Origin of the sequence: Nocardioides secundeburneus (genome assembly GCF_039939255.1) — a bacterium.
In the GTDB taxonomy this organism is placed as follows: domain Bacteria; phylum Actinomycetota; class Actinomycetes; order Propionibacteriales; family Nocardioidaceae; genus Nocardioides.
The window spans coordinates 665,211-686,431 of sequence record NZ_JBDUUE010000001.1 but is presented as its reverse complement, the minus strand read 5'-3'; the positions used below and the strand labels follow the sequence as shown (position 1 = coordinate 686,431).

25 protein-coding genes are annotated in these 21,221 nt (G+C 75.0%); 11 read left to right on the top strand and 14 right to left on the bottom strand.

The genetic code is table 11. The features are described 5' to 3' along the window. Positions 1 to 53 precede the first annotated feature (53 nt). Complete coding sequence (locus ABFT23_RS03095; protein WP_347892502.1) at positions 54 to 965, top strand: MarR family winged helix-turn-helix transcriptional regulator; 912 nt, start codon at positions 54 to 56, stop codon at positions 963 to 965. A 55-nt stretch (positions 966 to 1,020) separates the two neighbouring features. Then, positions 1,021 to 2,241 carry an arginine deiminase gene (locus tag ABFT23_RS03090; protein WP_347892501.1) on the top strand — a complete coding sequence of 407 codons (1,221 nt, stop codon included), beginning with the start codon at positions 1,021 to 1,023 and terminating at the stop codon, positions 2,239 to 2,241. Here ABFT23_RS03090 and ABFT23_RS03085 read toward each other — a convergent pair. After that, positions 2,238 to 3,017, bottom strand: coding sequence for an oxidoreductase (locus ABFT23_RS03085; RefSeq protein ID WP_347892500.1), 780 nt, complete (start codon positions 3,015 to 3,017; stop codon positions 2,238 to 2,240). The genes ABFT23_RS03090 and ABFT23_RS03085 overlap by 4 nt on opposite strands. A gap of 78 nt (positions 3,018 to 3,095) precedes the next feature. Here ABFT23_RS03085 and ABFT23_RS03080 point away from each other — a divergent pair, with 78 nt between their 5' ends. Next, positions 3,096 to 3,683, top strand: a complete 588-nt coding sequence (locus tag ABFT23_RS03080; protein ID WP_347892498.1) for a TetR/AcrR family transcriptional regulator — start codon at positions 3,096 to 3,098, stop codon at positions 3,681 to 3,683. Between the two features lie 12 nt (positions 3,684 to 3,695). Here the strand turns inward: ABFT23_RS03080 and ABFT23_RS03075 are convergent, their stop codons facing one another. Beyond that, positions 3,696 to 5,357 (bottom strand): SigE family RNA polymerase sigma factor, encoded by a 1,662-nt coding sequence (locus ABFT23_RS03075; protein ID WP_347892496.1) that lies wholly within the window; start codon positions 5,355 to 5,357, stop codon positions 3,696 to 3,698. Positions 5,358 to 5,487: 130 nt separating this feature from the next. Here ABFT23_RS03075 and ABFT23_RS03070 point away from each other — a divergent pair, with 130 nt between their 5' ends. The 3 genes from ABFT23_RS03070 to ABFT23_RS03060 all read left to right on the top strand — a co-directional run bounded on the left by ABFT23_RS03070 (position 5,488) and on the right by ABFT23_RS03060 (position 8,209). After that, on the top strand, positions 5,488 to 5,856 hold the full coding sequence (locus tag ABFT23_RS03070; RefSeq protein ID WP_347892494.1) for a Crp/Fnr family transcriptional regulator: 369 nt from the start codon (positions 5,488 to 5,490) through the stop codon (positions 5,854 to 5,856). Between the two features lie 89 nt (positions 5,857 to 5,945). After that, positions 5,946 to 6,860, top strand: coding sequence for an adenylate/guanylate cyclase domain-containing protein (locus tag ABFT23_RS03065; protein WP_347892492.1), 915 nt, complete (start codon positions 5,946 to 5,948; stop codon positions 6,858 to 6,860). A gap of 17 nt (positions 6,861 to 6,877) precedes the next feature. Beyond that, on the top strand, positions 6,878 to 8,209 hold the full coding sequence (locus ABFT23_RS03060) for a hypothetical protein (RefSeq protein WP_347892491.1): 1,332 nt from the start codon (positions 6,878 to 6,880) through the stop codon (positions 8,207 to 8,209). A 12-nt stretch (positions 8,210 to 8,221) separates the two neighbouring features. Here the strand turns inward: ABFT23_RS03060 and ABFT23_RS03055 are convergent, their stop codons facing one another. The 6 genes from ABFT23_RS03055 to ABFT23_RS03030 form a co-directional block, all read right to left on the bottom strand. Continuing rightward, positions 8,222 to 9,292, bottom strand: coding sequence for a hypothetical protein (locus tag ABFT23_RS03055; RefSeq protein WP_347892489.1), 1,071 nt, complete (start codon positions 9,290 to 9,292; stop codon positions 8,222 to 8,224). Beyond that, positions 9,289 to 10,197, bottom strand: coding sequence for a hypothetical protein (locus tag ABFT23_RS03050; RefSeq protein WP_347892488.1), 909 nt, complete (start codon positions 10,195 to 10,197; stop codon positions 9,289 to 9,291). The genes ABFT23_RS03055 and ABFT23_RS03050 overlap by 4 nt, the downstream gene beginning before the upstream one ends. Before the next feature lie 21 nt (positions 10,198 to 10,218). Further along, entirely contained in the window at positions 10,219 to 10,359 is a 141-nt protein-coding gene (locus tag ABFT23_RS03045; RefSeq protein ID WP_347892486.1) for a hypothetical protein, read from the bottom strand. A 136-nt stretch (positions 10,360 to 10,495) separates the two neighbouring features. Then, complete coding sequence (locus tag ABFT23_RS03040) at positions 10,496 to 11,425, bottom strand: DUF5926 family protein (RefSeq protein ID WP_347892484.1); 930 nt, start codon at positions 11,423 to 11,425, stop codon at positions 10,496 to 10,498. A gap of 9 nt (positions 11,426 to 11,434) precedes the next feature. Further along, positions 11,435 to 12,226 (bottom strand): glycerophosphodiester phosphodiesterase family protein, encoded by a 792-nt coding sequence (locus ABFT23_RS03035; RefSeq protein ID WP_347892483.1) that lies wholly within the window; start codon positions 12,224 to 12,226, stop codon positions 11,435 to 11,437. Positions 12,227 to 12,290: 64 nt separating this feature from the next. Further along, a complete protein-coding gene (locus ABFT23_RS03030) occupies positions 12,291 to 12,788 on the bottom strand; it encodes a hypothetical protein (RefSeq protein ID WP_347892482.1) in 498 nt (165 codons plus the stop codon). A gap of 135 nt (positions 12,789 to 12,923) precedes the next feature. Between ABFT23_RS03030 and ABFT23_RS03025 the strand changes: the two genes are divergently transcribed. Both ABFT23_RS03025 and ABFT23_RS03020 read left to right on the top strand, forming a co-directional pair. Next, on the top strand, positions 12,924 to 13,262 hold the full coding sequence (locus ABFT23_RS03025) for a hypothetical protein (protein WP_347892480.1): 339 nt from the start codon (positions 12,924 to 12,926) through the stop codon (positions 13,260 to 13,262). Then, positions 13,259 to 14,302: a hypothetical protein gene (locus ABFT23_RS03020; RefSeq protein ID WP_347892479.1), complete on the top strand. Its 1,044-nt coding sequence runs from the start codon at positions 13,259 to 13,261 to the stop codon at positions 14,300 to 14,302. The genes ABFT23_RS03025 and ABFT23_RS03020 overlap by 4 nt, the downstream gene beginning before the upstream one ends. Before the next feature lie 4 nt (positions 14,303 to 14,306). Here ABFT23_RS03020 and ABFT23_RS03015 read toward each other — a convergent pair whose 3' ends face one another. Continuing rightward, positions 14,307 to 14,549, bottom strand: a complete 243-nt coding sequence (locus ABFT23_RS03015; RefSeq protein ID WP_347892478.1) for a hypothetical protein — start codon at positions 14,547 to 14,549, stop codon at positions 14,307 to 14,309. A gap of 82 nt (positions 14,550 to 14,631) precedes the next feature. On the opposite strand from ABFT23_RS03015, the gene ABFT23_RS03010 reads away from it, so the two are divergent. Then, positions 14,632 to 15,498, top strand: a complete 867-nt coding sequence (locus ABFT23_RS03010) for an Fpg/Nei family DNA glycosylase (RefSeq protein WP_347892477.1) — start codon at positions 14,632 to 14,634, stop codon at positions 15,496 to 15,498. Positions 15,499 to 15,508: 10 nt separating this feature from the next. Then, complete coding sequence (locus tag ABFT23_RS03005; protein ID WP_347892476.1) at positions 15,509 to 15,841, top strand: rhodanese-like domain-containing protein; 333 nt, start codon at positions 15,509 to 15,511, stop codon at positions 15,839 to 15,841. A gap of 3 nt (positions 15,842 to 15,844) precedes the next feature. Here the strand turns inward: ABFT23_RS03005 and ABFT23_RS03000 are convergent, their stop codons facing one another. Continuing rightward, a complete protein-coding gene (locus ABFT23_RS03000) occupies positions 15,845 to 16,324 on the bottom strand; it encodes a hypothetical protein (protein ID WP_347892475.1) in 480 nt (159 codons plus the stop codon). A gap of 62 nt (positions 16,325 to 16,386) precedes the next feature. Next, entirely contained in the window at positions 16,387 to 17,082 is a 696-nt protein-coding gene (aat, locus tag ABFT23_RS02995; RefSeq protein WP_347892473.1) for a leucyl/phenylalanyl-tRNA--protein transferase, read from the bottom strand. Between the two features lie 36 nt (positions 17,083 to 17,118). Here aat and ABFT23_RS02990 point away from each other — a divergent pair, with 36 nt between their 5' ends. Continuing rightward, the gene (locus ABFT23_RS02990; protein WP_347892472.1) at positions 17,119 to 17,820 is read left to right on the top strand and encodes a hypothetical protein; all 702 of its coding nucleotides are present in this window, start codon (positions 17,119 to 17,121) and stop codon (positions 17,818 to 17,820) included. Here ABFT23_RS02990 and ABFT23_RS02985 read toward each other — a convergent pair. From ABFT23_RS02985 to ABFT23_RS02975, 3 genes are read right to left on the bottom strand one after another with little or no spacing between them, the layout of a single operon-like run. Then, the gene (locus ABFT23_RS02985) at positions 17,781 to 19,007 is read right to left on the bottom strand and encodes a hypothetical protein (protein WP_347892471.1); all 1,227 of its coding nucleotides are present in this window, start codon (positions 19,005 to 19,007) and stop codon (positions 17,781 to 17,783) included. The two genes, ABFT23_RS02990 and ABFT23_RS02985, sit on opposite strands and share 40 nt — an antisense overlap. Continuing rightward, positions 19,004 to 20,125, bottom strand: a complete 1,122-nt coding sequence (locus ABFT23_RS02980; protein WP_347892469.1) for a hypothetical protein — start codon at positions 20,123 to 20,125, stop codon at positions 19,004 to 19,006. Before ABFT23_RS02980 ends, ABFT23_RS02985 begins: the two co-directional genes overlap by 4 nt. Then, positions 20,122 to 21,204, bottom strand: a complete 1,083-nt coding sequence (locus ABFT23_RS02975; RefSeq protein WP_347892466.1) for a hypothetical protein — start codon at positions 21,202 to 21,204, stop codon at positions 20,122 to 20,124. Before ABFT23_RS02975 ends, ABFT23_RS02980 begins: the two co-directional genes overlap by 4 nt. Positions 21,205 to 21,221 lie beyond the last annotated feature (17 nt).

The following is a 21,221-nucleotide window of genomic DNA, read 5'->3' as shown; positions in this document are numbered from 1 at the left end:
CTCGCTTGACGATACGCTCGATCGTGGACCGGTCAAGTCACCCGAGGAGAGATGTGGGCCACCCGGACACGACAGGCAGGAACCTCGTCCGCGAGGGCGTCGTCGACAGCCGTGAGCTGCTGCCCGCGCTGGCCGAGCTGCCGGGCCACGTCCTGTGGCGCGCGCACGCCCGGGTCGCGCTCGCGCTCGCCGAGGAGCTGCCCGACGGCGTCGACATCCACGCCTACGCCGTGCTGCTCGCGCTCGCCGAGGCCGACGTCCCACGCTCGCAGCAGTCGCTGGCCGACACCGTCAGCGTCAGCCGGACGACGCTCGCCCGCGTCGCCGCCGACCTGTCCGCCCGCGGTCTGGTCGAGCGGGTGCGCAACCCCGACGACCGACGCTCCTACGCCCTCACCCGCACCGACGCCGGCGCGGCCGCCGCGAGCGACTGGCGCCAGCACGCCGACGCCGTCCAGGAGCGGCTGCTCGCCCCCTTCGACGCCGCCGAGGGAGCCGAGCTCGTCGACCTGCTGCACCGCCTCGTCGACGCCGAGATCGCCCCCGACGCGCCGTCGGTGCTGCGCGGCAGCATCGGCTTCCTGGTCAGCCGCGCGCACGCCAGCCTGTACCGCGAGTTCCAGGTCGGCCTCGACCCCCTCGACCTCGAGCCGCGCCTGTTCGGTGCGCTCACCGCGATCGCGACGGCCGGCCCGCTCGCCCAGGCCGACCTGGCCCGGCTGCTGGGCGTGAGCGGCCCGCGCGTCGTCCAGATCGCCGACGCCCTGGAGGCGCGCGGGCTCGTCGAGCGTCGTCGTGACCCCGCCGACCGGCGGGCCCGGCTGCTGCACCTCCAGCCCGGGGCCGAGGAGGTGCTCGCCCGGGCTCGCGCGGTCGCCGACGACCTCAACCAGCACCTCGGCCCGCTCGGCGTCCGCGACACCCGCCGTCTCGGCGCACTGCTGCGCACCTTCGTGACGGCCTGAACCCGACGCGACGCGAGGATTGTCCGACAATCCTTTCGTTCACTAGGCTCGGCCCATGAGCCATGGTGCGGACAGCGAGGTCGGACGACTGCGGACGGTGCTCCTCCACCGACCCGGACCCGAGCTGACCCGGCTCACCCCCCGCAACAACGACCGGATGCTCTTCGACGGCATCCCCTGGGTCGCCCGCGCGCAGGAGGAGCACGACGCCTTCGCCCAGGCGCTGCGCGACCGCGACGTCGAGGTGCTCTACCTGACCGAGCTGCTCACCGAGACCCTCTCGGTGCCTGAGGCCCGCGCGACCGCCGTCGAGACGGCGCTGGCCGGCCTCGACCTCGGCGACACCCTGCGCCACTTCCTGCGCGACTTCCTCAGCGACGTCACGCCGGCCGAGCTGACCACCCACCTCACCGCGGGCATCCGCAACGACGAGGTGCGCGGCGGCTTCGGCCTCGTCACCTCAATGCTCGCCGGCGACGACTTCCTCGTCGACCCGCTGCCCAACCTGCTGTTCACCCGCGACTCCTCGGTGTGGATCCGCGACCGCGTCGCGATCACCTCGCTCGCGATGCCGGCCCGCAAGCGCGAGACCCAGCTGACCGAGCTGATCTACACCCACCACCCGCGGTTCGTCGGCACCCCGCGCATCCACGGCTCGCACTACGAGCACGTCGAGGGCGGCGACGTGCTGCTGCTCTCGCCCGGCGTCGTCGCCGTCGGCGTCGGTGAGCGGACGACGCCCGCGGGCGTCGAGCGCATCGCCCGGCAGATGTTCGACCAGGACCTCGCGCACACCGTGCTCGCCGTCCCGATCGCCCAGGAGCGGGCGACCATGCACCTCGACACCATCTGCACGATGGTCGACGGCGACCAGATGATCGTCTACGAGAACGTCGCCGACTCGCTCGTGGCCCACGCCGTCACGCCGGCCGGCGTCGACGGCGACGGGTCGCTGCTGCTCGAGGTCGCCGGCCCGCGCCCGTTCCTCGAGGCCGCCGCCGACGCCATGGGCATCGACAAGCTGCACCGCATCGCCACCGGCCTCGACCCCGTCGAGGCCGAGCGCGAGCAGTGGGACGACGGCAACAACACCCTCGCGCTCGACGCCCGCGTCGCCGTCGCCTACGAGCGCAACCACGGCACCAACGCCCGCCTCGAGCAGGCCGGCATCGAGGTCGTCGCCATCGCCGGCTCCGAGCTCGGCTCCGGCCGCGGCGGGCCGCGGTGCATGAGCTGCCCGATCGAGCGCGAGCCGCTCCACCCGGCGGCCTCCTAGACGATCGGGAGCTCGCCTCCGTCGACGACGAGTGTCGCACCCGTGACCCACTGGGCGCGGTCGGAGACGAGGTAGGCGACTGCCTCGGCGATGTCGCGCGGGTCTCCGGGGCGGCCCAGTGGGACGGCAGCGGTCGTGTCGGCGAGGGACACGCCTCCGGCGTCGGCGAAGGTCTGCCGGATGCGGTCGGCCCCGGGCGTGAGCACGTTGCCCGGCAGGACCGTGGCGACGCGGATCCCGGCAGGAGCCAGCTCGCCGGCCAGCGCCTTGCCGTAGGCGTTCAGCGCGGCCTTGGCAGCGGCGTAGTGCGCCATCGGGCCGTTGGGCAGGAGCGAGGAGCCGGAGGAGATGTTGACGATGGCGCTGCCCGCGCCGGCCTCGTGGAGCGCCGGCAGCAGCGCGTTCGTGACCCGGACGGCGGAGAGGTAGTTGAGGTCGAGGGCGTCGAGCCACTCCTCGTCGGGGATCGTGCCGATGCCGCCGAGATGACTCCGAGCGGCTGCGGCGTTGTTGACGACGATGTCGACGCCGCCGAGCCGGTCGAGTGCGGCTGCGGCGAACGCACGCACGCCGCCGGTGGTGCCGACGTCGCCCTGGACGAAGGTGGCGGCCTTCGGCGTCTCGTCGGTGGCGGTGCGCGCCGTCGTGACGACGCTGGCGCCTCCGTCGACGAGGCGCTGCACGATGGCGGCGCCGATGCCGCGGGAGCCGCCCGTGACGATCGCGCGCTTGCCGGAGAACTCGGTGGGGTCCGCAGGACTCAGTGTTCTGAACATACGGTCCATAATAGCCTTGTTCTGGACCGATCGTCCAGAAGTACTGGACCGATCGTTCAGCAACGGTAGGATGCAGCCATGGCCCGGCCGCGGAAGTTCGACGAGCAGACCGTGCTCGAGGCTGCGCGCCGGCAGTTCAGCGAGACCGGCTACCACGGCACCTCCGTCGACGACCTCTCCCGGGTCACCGGCCTCAGCAAGGGCAGCCTGTACGGCGCGTTCGGCGACAAGCAGGCCCTGTTCCTCCGGGTCTTCGAGGACGTCTGCGCAGACTCCGCCGCAGGCGTTGCCGCCCTCGTCGAGGGCCCGGCCGACGAGGCGCTCGACCGCATCCGGGCCTGGCTGACCTCCCCCCAGGGCGGCGTCGACCCGCGCGGGTGCCTCGTGGCCAAGGGCACGGCCGAGCTGGCCTGGGAGAACGACGACGTCGCCGCGCGCTCGCTGGCGACCCACCAGGCGTTGCTCGTCAGCTGCCGTCAGCTCGTCGAGCTGGCCCAGGAGGCCGGACACGTCGATCCGGCCGCCGACGCGACCGTGCTCGGCGGGGTCGTGGTAGCCACGCATCGCGGACTCGAGGCCCTCGCCAAGGCAGGCGTCGGGCCCGATGTCCTCGATCGCATCGCCGCCGCCACCGTCGACCAGCTGTGCGCCTCGCCCGCGCGCTGAGCGCAGCACCGATCACTCGCCCAGAGGCACCCGCTCGCAGGTGAGCTCGTCGACGTCGCACCGCAGGCGCACGTCGTCGCCGCCCGCGACGCCGTCGAGCACCACGTCGGTCTCGGACTCCCAGCCCACGACGGCGAGGTCGCCGACGTCGGCCGGCACCAGCAGCGACCTCGTCACCCGGGCGGGTCCGGAGACCTCCGCGACGCCGGCGTCGACGTCGACGTGCACCCAGGCGTTGCCGTCGGGCGCCCAGGCGACCTCGTCGTCGGGCAGCTCGCCGGCCGGCTCGAACCGGCCGGCCTCGGACACCGTGCCGTAGACGGTGCCGTCGTCGGCGGTCTCGAAGGTCGCGCCCCGCGGGTAGGACCACGGGTCGTCGGCGGCGCCCACGACCGGCCCGGTGACCGCCACCGGGTCGAACCCGAACGGCCACACGTAGAAGCGGTCGAGGGCGACCACCACCCGGCCGTCGACGTCGACGTTGAGCAGGCCGATGCGGCTGCGGTCGTCCTGGCCGGTGAAGGTGTGGCGGCCGATCTCGAGCCCGGACTCGACGTCGACCAGGTACAGGTCGGTCGTCGTGCGGTCGACCGCCTGCAGGACGGCGACCCGCCGACCGTCGGCCGACAGCAGCAGCCGGAACCGGGCCTGCGCGCCCGACGACGACACCACCTCCTGCACCACGCCGTCGCGGGCCACCAGGCCCATCCACCGCCCGCCGCGGCGCACGACCACCGCGCTCGTCTCGCCCGCGAAGCCCGGGCCCGGCGAGGCCTCGACCTCGTCGACGTCGAGCACGACGTCACCGGCCCGCAGCCGGCGTCCGTCCACCCACGGCGCCGGGCTCGCCGCGCCGACCGGCAGCTCGGCCACCGACGCCGCCCGCGTCGGGGGCGCGGCCGGCTCGCCGCCCGACCCGCCCACCAGCACCGGCACGGCGACCAACGCGCCGACCGTCACGACGACCGCGGCCACCGTGCCGGCCGCGCGGACGCGCCGACGCCGCTCCCGGCGTCCGACCTCCTCCAGGCCGGCCACGTCGACCGCGGGCACGCGCACCGCGCGGTCGAGGGCGGCCAGCTCGTCGGCCAGCACCCGCTCGAGGTCGTCGGGCGCGGTCACCGCCTCCTCCTCCGTCCCGGCCGTCATCGCCCGCAGGCTCGTCAGGGCCGCCGAGACGGTCGAGGAGACCGTGCCGGGCGCGACGCCGAGCACCTCGGCGACCTCGGCCTCGCCCAGGCCGTCGAGGTGGCGCAGGACGAGGACGGCGCGCTGCCGCGGCGGCAGCCGGCGCACGAGCGGCCAGAGCACCAGCCGGTCCTCGACGTCGCGGTGGACGGCGTCCGGCGCGGGCAGCTGCGAGACCAGCCGCTCGCGGGTGAACCGGGCCGGGCGTCGTCCGGAGACGAAGGCGTCGACCAGCACCGCGAACGCGGAGGCCTCGACCGAGGGCGCCCGGCTCGCCCGGCGCCACGCGAGGTGGAGGTCGACCAGCGCGACCTGCAGGAGGTCCTCGGCGTCGGCCCGGTGGCCGGTGAGCACGTAGGCCCGGCGGTAGAGAGCCGCCGAGCGAGCCTCGACGAAGGCCTCGAACGAGGCCGGTCCGCCACCGCCCACCGTCGCCTCCCCCGCGCGCCTCGCGCGCCCCGACGGTCGCGCCTGCACGGTCATCATGTCCCGATCCCCGCTGCCGGGGCGCTCTGCGGCGCAGTCGGTGTCGCGGGTTCTCTGGACACCCCCGACCACCTCGGCCAGGATCGTCCCGCTCCCTCTCCCGCAGCACCCCGGCCAGGAAGGCTGAGACATGGCAACGTTCTTCGACTCGTTCACCCCCCGCGAGGTCGCGCAGATCAGCGCGCACGGACGCCGCGTGAAGCTGCCCGAGGGCTGGTCGCCGATCTGGGAGGACACCCCGGCCGACAAGGCCTACATCCTGCTCGAGGGGTCCGTGTCGGTGCGCCGCGACGGCACCGAGATCGCCCAGCTCGGCCCGGGCGACATCGTCGGCGAGGCCGCGATCGTCGGCAACACGCTGCGCACCGCCTCCATCGTGGCGCTCACCCCGCTGGTCGCGATCCACTTCACCGACACCGACGTCAAGGAGCTGCTCGAGGAGATGCCGAGCTTCCGCGAGAAGCTCGTCGCCGTCGTCGAGTCGCGCGTGAAGGGCTGATCCTGAGCGAGTCCCTCGACCGGCTCGACGCCTACCTGCTCGGCGAGCCGCCCGGCCTGACCCGGCTCGACGTCGTCGAGCGCTCCGGCGTGCCGCTCGACGACGCCGTCCGGCTGTGGTCCCTGCTGGGCTTCGCCCACGTCGGCGACGACGAGGTCGTGTTCACCCAGGCCGACGTCGACGCGCTCCGTGGTGCCCAGGAGCTCGTCGAGCTCGGCGTCCTCTCGCCCGAGCGGCAGGCCGCGCTCGTGCGCACGTGGGGCCGCAGCTACGCCCGGCTCGCCGACTGGCAGACGAGCCTGCTCGCCACGGTCGCCGTCGAGAGCGGCGCCGACCCCGACGAGACGGTCGCTGCGCTGGCCACGGAGGTGATCCCCCGCGTCGAGGCGCTGCAGAGCTACGTGTGGCGCCGTCACCTGGTCAGCGCCGGTGCGCGCCGGCTCGCCACCACCGACCCGACCGACCTCGCGGCCGCCCCGCTCACGGTGGGCTTCGTCGACATCGTCGGCTACACCTCGCGCAGCAAGGAGCTCACCGAGGACGAGCTCGTCGCCTGGATCGAGGGCTTCGAGGACCGCACGAGCGAGCTCGTCGCCGCCCACGGCGGCCGGATCATCAAGAACATCGGCGACGAGGTCCTCTTCGTGGCCGACGGCGCCGGCTCGGCCCTCGACGTCGCCCTCGAGCTGTGTCGGCGCGGCGACGACCCCGACGACGGGTTCCCGCAGGTGCGGGCCGGGCTCGCCCACGGCGACGTCGTCCGGCGCCTCGGCGACGTCTACGGCGAGACCGTCAACATCGCCGCGCGGCTGACCTCGGTCGCGCGGCCCGGGACCGTGCTCGTCGACCGGGGCGCCTTCGAGGCGCTCACCGGTCGCGACGGGCACGACGCCGCGGACACCCACGACGCCCACCCCGACCTCGTCTTCCGCCGGCTACGGCGCCTGTCGGTCAAGGGCTACGCGCGGCTCGCGGCCTGGGCGGTGCGTGTGCGCGAGCGGTGAGCGGGAAGGGTGGCCGCGTGGACGACCACGGCACCGACGACAACACCGGCTACTGGCGCGAGTACGACATCGGCCCGCTCGGCCGCCTGGCCCGGGCCCTCGCGCACGTGCTGCCGTTCGCCGGCATCGGGATCGCCGTGGCGTTCGTCGTCGTGCTGCTCGCCGGGATCGTCGGCGAGGAGGGCCTGCTGCCCGAGCTCGCGACGCCGATCGACCTGCTCTCCCGGATGACCCTGGGGATGATCATCACCTTCGCCTACGCCGGGTTCGGCGTCGCCGCCGTGGCCGACTCGCTGCGCGCCGTCGCCACCCGGCGCGCCCTGGCCGCGGCGGTCACGGCGAGCACCGACCGGCTCGCCGCGCCCCACCCGCACCAGGTCGAGACGCTCGTCCTGCGGCAGCACCTGCTGCTCGTCGGCTTCCTCGGGGCGACCGGGGCCGCCGCCCTGCTCATGGTGGTCTTCGGTCTCGTCGAGGGCGACCTGCCGGTGCTCGCCCTGGCGACCGCCGTGCTCGCCGGGTGCGTCGGTGGCTGCGTCGCCCTGGTGCGCCTGCCCTCCGACCGGGTGCGCCGCGTCGTCGCCGAGCACGTCAGCGCGCACGCCGAGCAGACCGCGTGGGGCCGGGCGCGCGCCTCCGACCGCGGCGACAAGCCCCGGTTCCGACCGCGCGGCCAGGCCGGCGGGCCCGCCCTGCTCGGCCTCGCCGCCGTGCTCGGCTCGCTCAGCGCGTTCGTGCTCCAGACCTACCTCTACGTCCGCCACCCGGGCACCGACAGCTCGCCGGGCGCCCGGCTCGCCGAACGCCAGGAGTACTCCGCCGCCGGCGAGACGGTGCTCGACCTCGGCATCTGGGTCTCGGCCGGGCTCGCCGCCCTCGGGCTCCTGGCCGCAGCGGCCGGCGGCCTGGTCGAGCGGACGACGTCCCTCGCCGCCCGACGCGACCTCGCCGCGCGGCTCGACGACCCGACCGCCTCCCGCCCGGAGAAGGACGTGCTGGTCCGCTACTCCGAGCCGCGCACCGCCGACGTCTCCCGCCTGGCCGGGGTGCTCGGCGGGCTGCTCGTGGTGCCCTCGGCGGCCGTGCTGGTGCTCGCCGGTACCGACAACGACACCTTCGTCGACGCCTCGACCCTGTTCGCCGACCTCCGGGTGCACGGCGTCGTCGGCCTCGCCGTCTCGATCACGCTGCTGGTCGGGGCGGTCGTCGTCGACATGGTCGTCGACGCCCGGGGCCTCGAGCTGCGCAACCGCCTGATGCGGCGCTGGCCGACCGTGCCCCGGACTCCGGACGAGGACTCCCGTCGGCACGCCGTGCGCACCAGGCCCACCCTGCGCGTCGGGCTGTGATCCGCCGCCGGCTCAGCCCGGTGGCTGCAGGGCGACGCGGGCGCTGAGATCGAGCGTGCGCGGCGCCTGGTCGCCGGCGAGCGTGACCCGCTGCGCGAGCCTGAGCTCCCGCGGGACGGCGTCGTCCGCGACCTGGAAGACCACGCGCCCGTAGGCGTCGCCCCGGTCGCCGGTCAGGTCGTCGGCGTGGGCGGGCTCGGCGCCGTCGAGCGTGACCACGGGCGCCTCGACCGCCGTCACGGCGCGACGGCGGCCGGTCGCGTCGACGACGTCGTAGGCGCCGAAGAGCTGCAGCCGTACCGAGGCCCAGCGGTACCCCTCGGCGGCCCACCCGTGCTCGCCGTCGTAGGCGTAGACCGACACGTCGCTGGCGGTGAACGAGTCGTCGTCGGCCCGCCAGCGTGAGCTCTCGGGCGATTGCAGCGCGCACCGGCTGGGTACCGAGGTGCAGCCGGTCGCGTAGACGACCGCGTCGTCGTAGAGCGGCTGCGCGACGCCGGCGTCGACCTCCCCCGTCGCGACCTCGGCGGTCTGGACGACCCCGTCGTACTCGACCTCGACGCGGAGGTCGTCGAGTCCGAGACCGCCGTCGACCGCCACCGCCTGTGCTGCGCCCCTGAAGGCGTCGCTGCGCTCGCTCGAGCTGCCGAGCCGGTAGGTGACCAGCTCGACCGTGCGGTCGCCGGCGACGAGCCGGGCGACGACCGGCGGCCGGCCCGGATCGTCTTGGAGGAGCCCGTCGCCGGTGCCGCGGGCGACCGTCGAGACCGGGACGAGCAGGCCGTCGTCGTCGGCCTCGACGACGACGGGGGCGTCGGGGTCGTAGAGGCCCGAGCTGCGCTCGAAGACGGGCGAGTCGAGGTGCTCGGCCGGGTCGCCGACGAGCACGACGACCTCGGCGCCGGGCACCCGGACGACGACCTCGTGGCCGTAGAGCGCGCTGCGCAGCGGCTCGCTCTCGCCGATCGCGATGCGCCGCTCGACGTCGTCGCCGCCGGCGCGCCACGCGAGCGCCGCGAGCACCAGCGCGGTGACGACGAGCACGACGGCGCAGACCGTGGCGATGCGGTGGGAGCGGGTCATGACAGGTCCTCCCCGGCGACGATCCAGCGGAACACCGCGCTCCGGCGCTCCGTCGGGAACGGCTCGCCGAGCGTCGCGTCGGCGGTCAGGGTGGCGACCAGGTCGCCGAGGGGCTCGTCGGCGGGGACGTCGAAGACGAGCTGCCCCGGGTCGCTCGGGTCGGCGAACGCGAGCAGGCCCCGGTCGAGGCTGTTGACCGCGACCTCGGGGCCGAGCGGCGCGGCGTCGCCGAGCCGCACGTCGAGCCGGGTCGTGGTGTCCCAGTAGACCTGTGCGTCGTCGCGGCCGGTGACCAGCTGCACCCGCACGGGCTGCACCAGCTGGACGGCGACGAACTCCCGACCCTCGTCGGCCCAGCCCAGCCCGTCGACGTAGGGCGTGCGGAGCGCGAGCCGCACCCGGCACTCGAGCGAGCGGCCGTAGGAGACCCGGAGGGCCGTGTCGTCGAGGCGCTCCGGCGTGCCGCACGGCGTGCCTTCCCGCTGGCCGGCCCCACCGGCAGCACCGGCCCGGTCGCGCACGTCGGCGAGCTCGGCCGCGCGACCGTTGTCGACCGAGCCGTCGGCCGCGTCGACCGTCTGCGTGAGGCCGTCGACGGTCACGGCCACCTCGAGCTCGTCGGGCTCGCCCTCGACGGCGACCCACCTGCTGCCGCCCTGGCCCACCAGTCCGTTGGGGTCGAGCACCGGGCCACCGGGCCCCAGGAGCGGGTACTCGCGACCGTCGGCGCGCAGCACGACCTCGGTCTCCTGCTGGAAGGGTGCGGCGACCGCGGCGAGGGGGATCAGCCCGTCGTCCGGGATGTCGAGGTCGACCCGCACGAAGCTGCCACCCTCGGGGGCCTGCACGGTGGCGCGCGCGCCCAGCACGTCGGGCAGCTCGGTGCTGACGTCGCCGACCGCCACCCGCAACCGCGTCCAGGGCAGTTAGATCTCGCCGTAGTGGGCGAGGTCGTCCTGCTGGAACGGGTAGTCGTAGAGGTCGCCGGGTGCCGCGAACGGGCGGTCGTCGTCCTGACCCCGCACCGCGAGGACGGCGCTCAGCGCGACGACCGTCAGCGCGAGCACGGCGACGAGCGGCCAGAGCCAGAGCCGACGTCGAGGAGGCGAGCGCCCAGGAGGCGGGGGTGGCGCGGTCGGGAGCACGGCTCGACCGTGCCCCCGGCCCCGGCCGGGCAAACGCGCCCGTCGGCGGGCGAAGCGGCTAGCGGATGGTGACCTGGCGGTTGGCGAGGCCGCTGCGGGCCGAGCGCTGCTCGGACGTGAGGTCGGAGGTGTCGGCGAGAGCCTCGTCGAGGGCGGCCTTGAACGCCGCGGCCGGCTCGTCGAGCACCTCGGCACCGGTGCCGAGCGGGAGGTCCCAGACCGGGGCCAGCAGGCCGTGGGCGCGGAACATGCCGACGAAGCGGGCGTCGGGCACGATCACGTCGGCCCCGGCCACGTGCAGGCGGGCGAGCGCGGTGAGCAGGGCGTCCTCGGGCTCGGGCATCACCCAGCGCAGGTGCTCCTTGGTGCTGACGTCGCACCAGTAGGCGGCCTCGACCGACGACAGGCGCCTGGTCGGGATCGCGCCCTCGTTGGCCTGCTCCATGGCGGCGGACAGCTCGTCGCTGTCGTCGAGGTCGGCGAGCCAGAAGTCGAAGCCCTCGTGCACGGTGACGTCGAGGGTCTCGCTGGTCACGAGGTCCTGCAGCCGGGGGCCGGGCCCGGGCGGCGTCGTCAGGCCGATCACCTCGGGCTCGGTGGAGGCCAGGGCGGCCTCGAGGACGGCGGCGAGGTCGCGCGACGGGTCGCCGAACGAGTGCTGCACCTGCAGGCCGAGCCAGACCTGGCCGCTCTCGCGGTGCATGGCCGGCGAGGCGGCGGGCAGCAGCGAGCACAGCTGGACCGTGCGGTCGTCGTGGCCCTTGATCGTCAGCGGGGCCGTGGCCGAGGGGACCAGCTCGCGCATCGCGACCAGGTCGCACTCGCCCGGCAGGCCCTCGAAGGGGCGGGCGACGTAGACGTCACCGCCCTCGGCACCGTGGCAGGCCTTATAGCGCTTGCCCGACCCGCACGGGCAGGGCTGACGGGGGCCGACCTCGCCGGGGGCGGGTGCGGACTCGCGGGCCTTGGTGCGGGACTTCTTCGCCATGGGACGAACCTACCGACCGAGCTGCTCCAGCACGTAGGCCGGGCGGTCGGTGATGACGGCCTCGACGCCGGCGTCGACGCACAGCTGGAGGTCCTGGGCGGTGTTGACCGTCCAGACGTGGAGGTCGCGCCCGCCAGCGGCGACCTTGCGGGCCAGCTTCTTGTGCTCGCGCAGCAGGTTGACGCCGGCGCCCACCACCCAGTCGGGGCCGATCACCCGGCGCAGCATCTGCCAGTACTGGTACTTGTCGACCAGCTGCACGAGCCGGATGCCGGGCGCGGCGCGCTCGACGCGCTGCAGCGCGGTGAACGAGAAGCTCATCACCCGCACCGGTGCGCCGGGCTGGTCCCAGCCGAAGTCGCCGAGCATCTCGACGAGGCGGCGCTCGACGAGGCCGCCGTAGCGGGTGGGGTGCTTGGTCTCGATCGCCACCTCGATGCGACGGTCGTAGTCGGCGACCGTCTCGAGCAGCTTGCGCAGCGTGAGCACGCGGTCGAGCTCGTCGTCGCGCTCGGGGGCCTCGTCGTCGAGGTCGGCCCACGGGTTCTTCCACGCCGCGAAGTCGAGCTCGTTGAGCTCGGCGAGGTCCATGGTGGAGACCAGCCCGCGCTGCTGCGCCGTGCGGCGCAGGTCGCGGTCGTGCACGCAGACCAGGTGCCCGTCGGCGGTGAGCCGGACGTCGCACTCGAGCCCGTCGGCCCCGGCCTCGAGCGCGGCCACGTAGGCGCCGAGGGTGTGCTCGGCCTTGTCGTGGCTGGCCCCCCGGTGGGCCACGACCTGCGGGGTCACGGGCCCGGTCACGAGGACAAGTCTGCCCGAGCCGGGTGAACCCCGGGTGACGGACGCGCGGTGTCCCTCCGACGACCTACTTCGGGATCGAGCCCCGCTGCGCGAACGGCACGCACTGGACGGCGCCCTCGGCCACGTTGGCCTCGACGGTCCACTCGGCCTCGGCCCCCGGCTTCACCCCGCGCACGACGGTGAAGCCCTGGCCCAGCGTGTCGTTGGTGGCGTTGGTCCAGCTGATCGCGACCAGGTAGCCCTGGGCCTTGTCGGTCGGGTTCGTCAACGTGCCCGAGACGGTCTGCTCGCCGGCGTCGGTCTTGCACGTGGTCTCGTCGAAGGTGATGTCGTCGCGGGCACCCTGGGCCTGGTTGACGACCGGCAGGGGCTCGATGTCCGGGGGCGAGGTGGTGGTCCCGCTCGCCGTGGTGGCCTCGGACGACGGCGGTGTGGAGCTGGGCTCGTCGCCCGAGCCCTCGTCGCCGTCGTCGCCGCTGCAGGCGGTCAGCGCGAGCACGAGGGCGGGCACGGCGACGGCGGGGGCGACGGTGGAGGTCAGGCGCGCCAGGCGAGTCTTCATGGGCTCATCGTGCCCGATCGCTCGGGTGACGATGCTCTGCCGCCGGGAGTGTTCAGCGGGTTCTCAGGTCGCCCCGGGCTGTGGACGACGGAGCCCGCAGGATTGACCGACGTCCGGCGGGGTAGAAGGCCCGCCATGAGCACCGAGCCCGACCCGATCTCCGACCTGGAGGTGCAGGAGTCCACCGTCGCCCGCATCCTCGAGCTGCTCGAGGAGGCCGCCCGGCTCGTCGCGGCCGGCCAGCCCCGGTGGGTCGACCCGGACATGTTCGGCGGCACCGTGAAGGGCGAGCGCATGGCCCGGCACACCCTGCGTGCGCAGGCCCGCGTCTACGACGCGCTCGACGGCGCGCTCGCCACGCTCGCCCGGCACCACGGGTCCCTGGTGCAGTTCACCGACGAGATCCGTGCGCTCGAGGACGAGATGGACGCCCGGCTCACCGAGCTGCGCGGCACGACGGAGGCGACCCTGTGAGCGAGCACGGACGCCTGGTCCAGCTGGTCGAGCGGGCCCAGCCCCGCCGCATCGCCAAGCACGGCGACGAGTGGCTGGAGGCCTCGCGCGTGCTCGAGGAGGCCGCCGAGCAGATGGAGCGGCTCGCCGGCTACGAGAGCGAGATCCGCGGCGCGACCGGTTCGTCGATGGGCCGGGCCTTCCGGGCCTCGGCCACCACGCTGCGCGAGCGCGCCGCCGAGCTGCGGCGCGGGGGCGACGCCCTGAGGATGGTCGCCGAGGCCACCGAGGTCACTCAGGAGCGGCGCCGGCGCATCGACCGCGACCACCCCGAGGGCGACGTCCTGCAGGCCGTCGTCCGCGAGGACGGCTCGCGCTGGGCGGCCGACGACCAGGAGGCCGCGCTGCGCCACGGCATCAAGGTGATGAAGAGCATCGACCCCGCCGACGACGACGGCACCGTCGTGACGACCACCCCGACCACGATCGTCGTCGAGCGACCGCCGACGACCTGGCCGACCTGGTGGCCGCCCACCGAGCGGCCCGAGCCCCCGGTCGACCTGACCGACGACCCCGACGACGTCCTGCCCGACCCCGACGACCTGCCGCTCGTGCGCGCGGAGGGCCCGTCCACCGCCGGCCACGTGGCCGGTGCCCCGTCGTCCGCGGCGACGATCGGCGGCCCCTCGGCCCCACCGTCCGCGGTCTCGCCCGCCGGCGCGGGCGCGCTCGGTGCCGGCGGACTCACCGCGGCCGCCGTGCGCGGCCCCGCGGGCGGCTCCGGTCCGGGCGCGCCGGCCCCCGCGCCCCGCCCCCTCGGCGGCGCGGTCGGAGGCTCGAGCGGTGTGCTCGGTGGCTCGGGCGTCGTGGGTGGCGGCGCGGGTGCCGGCGGTGCCGGTGGCGCCGGTGGCGCCGCCGGACGCGGCACGGGTGCCGCCGGCACCGGTGGCCGTGGCTCACGCCGGCGCACCGGGCAGCGCCCGCAGGGCGACCGCGAGCTCTTCGACGACGGCGAGGACTGGCTCGACGACCAGCAGTCCGGCCCGAGCGTGCTGCGCTAGCCGCTCAGGCGGTGCGGTCGGCCCGGGCCCTGACGTAGGCGAGGTCGAGGCCGTCGCGCAGCAGGTCGATGAGGTCGGGCACCTCGTCGATGCCGAGGCGGAAGGTCGCCGAGCACACGGTGTCGCGCCACAGCGACAGCACGACGACGTCGGCCTCCTGGTGCCACGAGACGCGCAGCGCGCGGTCGGAGCCGCGGGGGTCGAGGAAGATCGCCCCCGGCGAGGCGAGCGCGCGCGGTGCCGTCATCCGGTCATCATGCTCTGACCGGAGCCCTTTGTCAGCACCAGTGTCGATACCTGTGTCCGTGCCTGTCCCTAGACTCGGTCCCATGCCGGAGCTGCCCGAGGTGGAGGCGCTGGCCCTCGATCTGCAGGGCCGGCTCGACGGCCGCGCCATCGACACCGTGTACCTCGCGGCGTTCAGCGCGCTGAAGACCTACGACCCGCCCGTGAGCGCGCTCAGCGGGCTGTTCGTCGACGGCGTCGGGCGCCACGGCAAGTTCCTCGACATCGACGTCTCCGGCCTGCACGTCGTCCTCCACCTCGCCCGCGCCGGCTGGATCCGCTGGAAGGACGAGGTGCCCACGCTGCCGCCTCGCCCGAGCAGCAAGAGCGGGCTCGCCGTCCGCATCGTGCTCGACGACGGGTCGGGGCTCGACATCACCGAGGCCGGCACCAAGAAGAGCCTGGCGATGTACGTCGTCCGCGACCCGCAGGAGGTGCCGGGCATCGCCAGCCTCGGCCCCGACCCGCTCACCGACGACTTCACCCGCGAGGTGCTCGGCGAGATCCTGCAGCGCGAGGGCCGCAAGCAGGTCAAGGGCGTGCTGCGGCACCAGGGCACGATCGCCGGCATCGGCAACGCCTACTCCGACGAGATCCTGCACGCGGCGAAGATGTCGCCCTACCGCCCGGCCAGCGCGATCGTCGACGACGAGCTCGACCTGCTCCACCGCGCCATCCGCGAGACCGTCGGCGCCGCCGTCGACCGCTCGCGCGGGCTCGCGGCGAGCGAGCTGAAGGGCGAGAAGAAGAGCAACCTCGCGGTGCACGGCCGCACCGGCCTGGCGTGCCCGGTGTGCGGCGACGTCGTGCGCGAGGTGTCGTTCGCCGACTCCAGCCTGCAGTACTGCGCCACCTGCCAGACCGGCGGCAAGCCGCTCGCCGACCGCCGCACCAGCAAGTTCTTGAAGTGAGGACCCCACCGTGACCGTGCCCACCGTCGCCGTCTCCGGCGTGCCCGACCCCCTGCCCGAGGGGCTGGCCGTGCTCGACGTCCGCGAAGACGTCGAGTGGCGGGCCGGCCACATCGACGGCGCCGTGCACGTGCCGCTCGGCGAGCTCGCCGGTCGCCTCGGCGACCTGCCCGAGGGCCAGACCCTGGTGGTCTGCAAGGTCGGCGGCCGCTCGGGGCAGGCCGTGGCCTGGCTGGCGCAGCAGGGCTACGACGTCGTCAACCTCGACGGCGGCATGCTCGAGTGGCAGGCCGCCGGTCGGCCGATGGTCGCCGAGGGCGACGCGCCGCCCCAGGTGGTCTGAGCGCTACTCGGTGCTCTCGCCGTCGGTGGGGGCCTCCGCGTCGCCGCAGTAGTCGTCGCCCCACTCGTCGAAGGCGTCGCTCTTGTCCCGGTCGTCCCCGGTGACGAGGTTGTCGAAGTACTCCGAGTCCTGCTCCTCGATGGCCTGCTCGGCCTCGTCGACGTCGAGGTCGTTCGCGACGTCGATGATCGTCTCGAAGCCCTCGCGGGCGTCGTCCGGGATGTCGTCCGGCGTGCCGACCTCGGCCAGCCGGTCGGTCGCCTCCTGGACGGCGCCGACGATCGCCTCGGCCTGCTCTCGCGGCGAGGCGTCGGGGTCGATGTCGTCGAGGGCGGGCTCGGCCTGGTAGGCCTCGCAGAAGTCCTCCTTCGAGGCACCGTCCGGTGCGTCGGACCCGTCGTCGCCCCCGCACGCGGTCAGCGAGGCGAGCAGGACGGCGGGCGCGGCGAGGGCGGCGAGACGAGACATCCGGGAGCGGGTCATGGCCGACACCCTCGCGTGCACGGCGGGGTGGAGGCTCACCCCCGGGTGGTGCCGCGGCCCCGTCAGCGCCACGGGGCGGGCAGCGGCACGTCGAGCAGGGCCGGCAGCCGGTCGAGGTAGTCGTCGCGGTCGAGCTCGCGCACCCCGAGGCTCGCCAGGTGCGGCGTGACCCACTGGACGTCGACCAGCCGCTCGGCGGCGTGCTCGTCGCGCAGGAGGTCGACGAGTCCGACGAGGGCGACCTTGGAGGCGTCGCGCTCACGGTGGAACATCGACTCCCCCGCGAAGAGCCCGCCGATCGCCAGGCCGTACAGGCCGCCGGCGAGCCGGCCGTCGCGCCACGCCTCGACCGAGTGCGCCCACCCGAGGTCGTGCAGGCGGCAGTAGGCCTCGCGGATCGCGGAGTCGATCCACCCGTGGGGACGACGCGGGTCGGCGCAGGCCGCGATCACGTCCTCGAACGCCGAGTCGACGCGGATCTCGAAGTCGCGGCACGCGCGGCGCAGCGAGCGCGAGACGACGAGGCCGTCGAGCGGCAGCACCCCCCGCTCGACCGGCGACCACCAGCCCATCGGCTGCCGGCGGCGTCCGGGCTCGACGGGCATGGGGAACAGCCCGTGGCGGTAGGCGGTGAGCACGGTGCCGGGCTCGAGGTCGGCGCCGACGGCGACCAGGTCGTCGTCGGGCAGGGCGCGACCACCGTCGGCCAGGCCCTCGCCGATGTTCCACCGCGAGGGCGGTGGCTCCACCGGCGACATGGGCGGGACGGTACCGGTCTGCCTAGGATCGACGCCATGGGTGTGGGCAGGTCGGTCGGCAGGCAGGTGGGTCGGCAGCTCGCGCCCCGCATCACCGACCTCGCCCCGGGGCTCACGTCGTCCTTCGTGCGTGAGGCCCTGCGCCGCGCCATCGACGGCGTCGGGCCGCTCGCGCCGGTGCGCGAGTCGGCGGCCCGGCAGCTCGCCGACCACGCCGACGCGCGCGACCCCGTGCAGCAGGCGGTCCGCGAGACCGTCGACGCCCACATCCGCTTCGCGGGCGCGTCGGGCTTCGCCACCAACCTCGGCGGCCTCGTCACCATGGCGCTCACGGTGCCGGCCAACCTCAGCGGCATCGCGGTCGTCCAGTGCCGCATGGTCGCCGCCGTCGCCCACCTGCGCGGCTACGACCTCGACGACCCGCGGGTGCACAACGCGATCCTGGTGACCACGCTGGGCGAGGAGTCGGTGCACCGCCTGGTCACCGACCTGGTGCTGCCCGCCCCGCCCATGGCCCTGGCCACGGCACCCGTGCACGACCGCGCACTCGACGACGTCGTCTCTCGGGAGGTCGCTCGCGGCATGGTCGCCCGGGTGACCGGACGCCGTCTGGCCGCCACCGTCGGACGACGCGTGCCCGGCCTGGGCGGCGTCGTCGGCATGGGCGCCGACGGGTGGGCGACCTACAAGGTCGGCAGCTACGCCGAGCGCGAGCTGCGGCCCCGCAAGGCGCGGTAGCCGCGCATCACGGCGCGACCGGGCGCGCCGGACTCGAGGCCGCGCACGACCTTGGCCCGGGCCCGGTAGGTGGGACGCAGGTAGGCACGCTCGAGGGCGACCCGGGCGTCGTGGAGCTCGGTGCGCAGCCGCTCGGTCTCGTCGCGCAGGCGGGCGCTGTCGAGCAGCACGGCCTGGATGGTGTCGAGGGCGGCCGCGGCGACGTGCCGCTGGCGCGCCCGGTCGGGGTCGGCCCACTCGCCCGGCGCGCCGGACCTCTCGCTGACCAGGTCGTCGAGGTCGCCGACGACGTCGTAGCCGCGCGCCACGACCTCGTCGGCCCAGGCCTGCTCGAGCTCGCCCGCCCAGGCGCGCAGCTCGGGCGGCAGGCCGAGCCGCGGCGAGTCGGTGCGCTCGGACAGCGTCTGGTGGGCGATCAGCTCGCGCACGAGCGGGCGGTAGGCGGCCGGCGCGAGGTGTCGGTTGGTGGCCTGGTTGATCCGCCGCAAAAGCGAGATCTCCGGCACCCCGAGCGAGGGGTTGGCGCGGGAGGTCTCGAGGTCGAGCTCGACGTCGTCGAGGCCGAACGCCCGGCTGAACCGGCGCCACAGCTCGTCGGGCGGGCCGCCGCGGGGCGGCACGGTGACGAGGTGCACGTGCTCGGGCGGCAGGTCGTTCGCCCAGCGGTCGAGGATCGCCGGCACCTCCTGCACGCCCCAGAACCAGGTCGCGAGGCGGCTGGCCCGCTCGGGGTCGCGGATCTCGGCGAGGAACTCGGCGTAGGTGAACGTGCGCCGGTGCTTGACGTTCTCCTGCCACTCGGCGGGGATCTGCCGGGACAGGTCGCGCACCGACAAGACGACGTGCACCTCGCCGCCGGCGTCGCCGGTCGCGTGCCCGAGCGACTCGAGCGCGCGGCCGACCTGCGAGCGCGACGCGGTCGCGAGGATCTCGTGGCTGATGATCGAGGGGCCGTCGTGGCCGCAGACCTCGGTGGCGAGCCGGTCCCAGGCACCGGTGGCCTCGGCCTCGAGCCCGCCCCACGGCAGGCGCATCAGGTCGAGGGCCGCGCGGAAGTGGTCGTCGGGGTGCTCGGCCGGGTAGCGCACGCCGGCGTCGGCGAGCCGCTCGCGGTTGCGGAACAGCAGGTCCTGGACGTAGGAGGTGCCGGTCTTGGGCGTGCCGACGTGGAGGTAGACCCGTCTCATCGGGCGCCTCCCTCGAGCAGCAGCCGGGCCGCCAGCCGGAGCACGCGGTCGTCGTCGACCTCGCCGCCGGGCGGGCGCCGGCGCGGCGGGACGAGCCGGTCGGGCGAGCCGACGACCTCGTAGGCGGCGCCGGCCACCGTGCGGCGCAGCCGCTCACCCTGCTCGCGCGCCCAGGCCACCTGGTCGTCGTCGAGGCGCGACGGGGGGCCGGGGTGGTCGAGCAGGCGGGGCAGCAGCCGGCGACGGAGCAGCTCGGCCCGCTCGGCGGGCAGCACGAGGAGGCCCAGCGGGGCGGAGACGCGCCGCGCGAGGTCGGTGGCGTCGGCCGACGGCACCGGGGGCGGTGCGAACGGGCGGCGGGTGCCGAGCAGGCGCGGCAGCTGGTCGAGGTCGAGCACGAGCCGGACACGGTCGGCGCCGATGCCCTTGACCCACGCCGCGAGCATGGGCGCGAGGTCGGCGCGCGGCGGCAGACGGTGGCCCGCGGCGGCGCTGGCCGACCAGTCGCGCCACGCGGCGCCGCCCTGGTCGAACGAGCGGGCGACGAACGCCAGCTCGATCATCGTGGCCATGTCGGTAGCGAGCAGGAAGCCGGTCACGCCCTTGCCCCCCGGACGGCGTCCGCGGCGCGTCATCTCGTCGGCGACCGGCATCGCGAGCCAGGGCACGCCGGCGACCTCGAACGGGCGCCACGGCCGGTTGAAGCGCGGCGCCGCGACGGGCGGGACGCCGGCGGCGACGAGGTCCTCGGCGAGCAGGTTGGTCGCCACGCGCAGCAGCTCGTCGGCCGACAGGTCGGCGGGGTCGACCGGCTGGGGGCCGTAGGTGACCGGTGGGACGGCGCCCACGAGCTCGAGGTCGGGGCGGCCGCGACCGGGAGCGCTCGCGGTGAGCACGCGCTCGACGAGGTCGGTGCGGCGCCGGAGGTCGAGGTCGGCGAGACCCGAGACGTTGAGACGGCGCAGCAGCTCGAGCTGCTGCGCGCCGGGCAGGAACCGGCCGGTGCGGTCGGCCTCGCCCGCCCAGGCCGCCCAGGGCGTCGTCCCGCCGTCGCGCAGGTGCGCGACCCAGCCCCAGGCGCGGCGCTCCATCGCCTCGCGGCCCATCTCGGCACTCATCGGGCCCGCCACTTCTGGCGCACCCGGGCGCTGATCCTGGCCTCGGGGTCCTCGCGCCGGGCGGCCTCCCGGGTCATCAGGGCGAGGGCGTCGAGCGCGGCACCGAGCTGCGCCTTGGCCGGGGCGCGGTTGGGGTCGATCCACTCGTCGGCCGAGACGAGCTCGCGGGGGCGCAGGTCGGCGACGTCGCCGACCACGTCGACACCGGACCCCGCGATCCACTCGATCCACCGCTCGGCCTGCTCGGTGGCCCACGCCTGGTGCTCGGGCGGCAGCTGCACGCGCGAGCCGCGGCGGTTGGCGAGCAGCCCCTGGGCGAGCTTCTCGCGGACGATGCGCGCGTAGGCGGTGTCCTTGCGGTCGGCGTGCTCGAGACGGCGGTTCATCCGCCGCAGCACCTGGGTCTCGGCGATGCCCATCGAGACGTTGACGACGTCGCTCTCGACCGGGGCCCACGCGGGGTCGATGCCGAGCGCCCGGCAGAACCGCAGCCACAGCTCGTCGCCGTTCGGGCCGCGCTCGTGCGGCACGGTGACGACGTGCACGCGCTCGGGCGGCAGGCCCTCACCCCACGTGCTGAGCACCTGCGGCAGGTTGAAGGCCCGGGCGAACCACATGTTGCCGCGCGTCATGCGCCGCGCGAACCGGGTGTAGCCGGTGCCGCCGCCCTGCTTGACGTGCTCCTGCCACGCGGCCGGCACCTGACGCGCGAGGTCGCGCGCGGAGTAGACGACGTGCACCTCGCTGCCCCGGAGGTCGCGCATCGCCCGGCGGACGTCGTCGGTGGTCGCGGTCGCGAGCACCTCGTGGCTGATGACCACGGTGCCGTCGAGCCGCCGGACCCGGCGCATCGTGGCGTCCCAGGCGCCCTGGGCGTGGCCGCTGGGCCCGCCCCAGTCCTGACCCATGAGGTCGAGCGCCGCGCGGAACTGGCTGAGCGTGACGTCGGCGAGGGCGTGCCGGCTGGGGTAGTGCACGTCGTGCTGGGCGAGCGTGCGGGTGTTGAGCGCGAGCCGGTGCTGCAGGTACGTGGTGCCGGTCTTGGGTGCCCCGACGTGCAGGTAGACCGTGCGACTCACGTGCTCAGGCTAGCGAC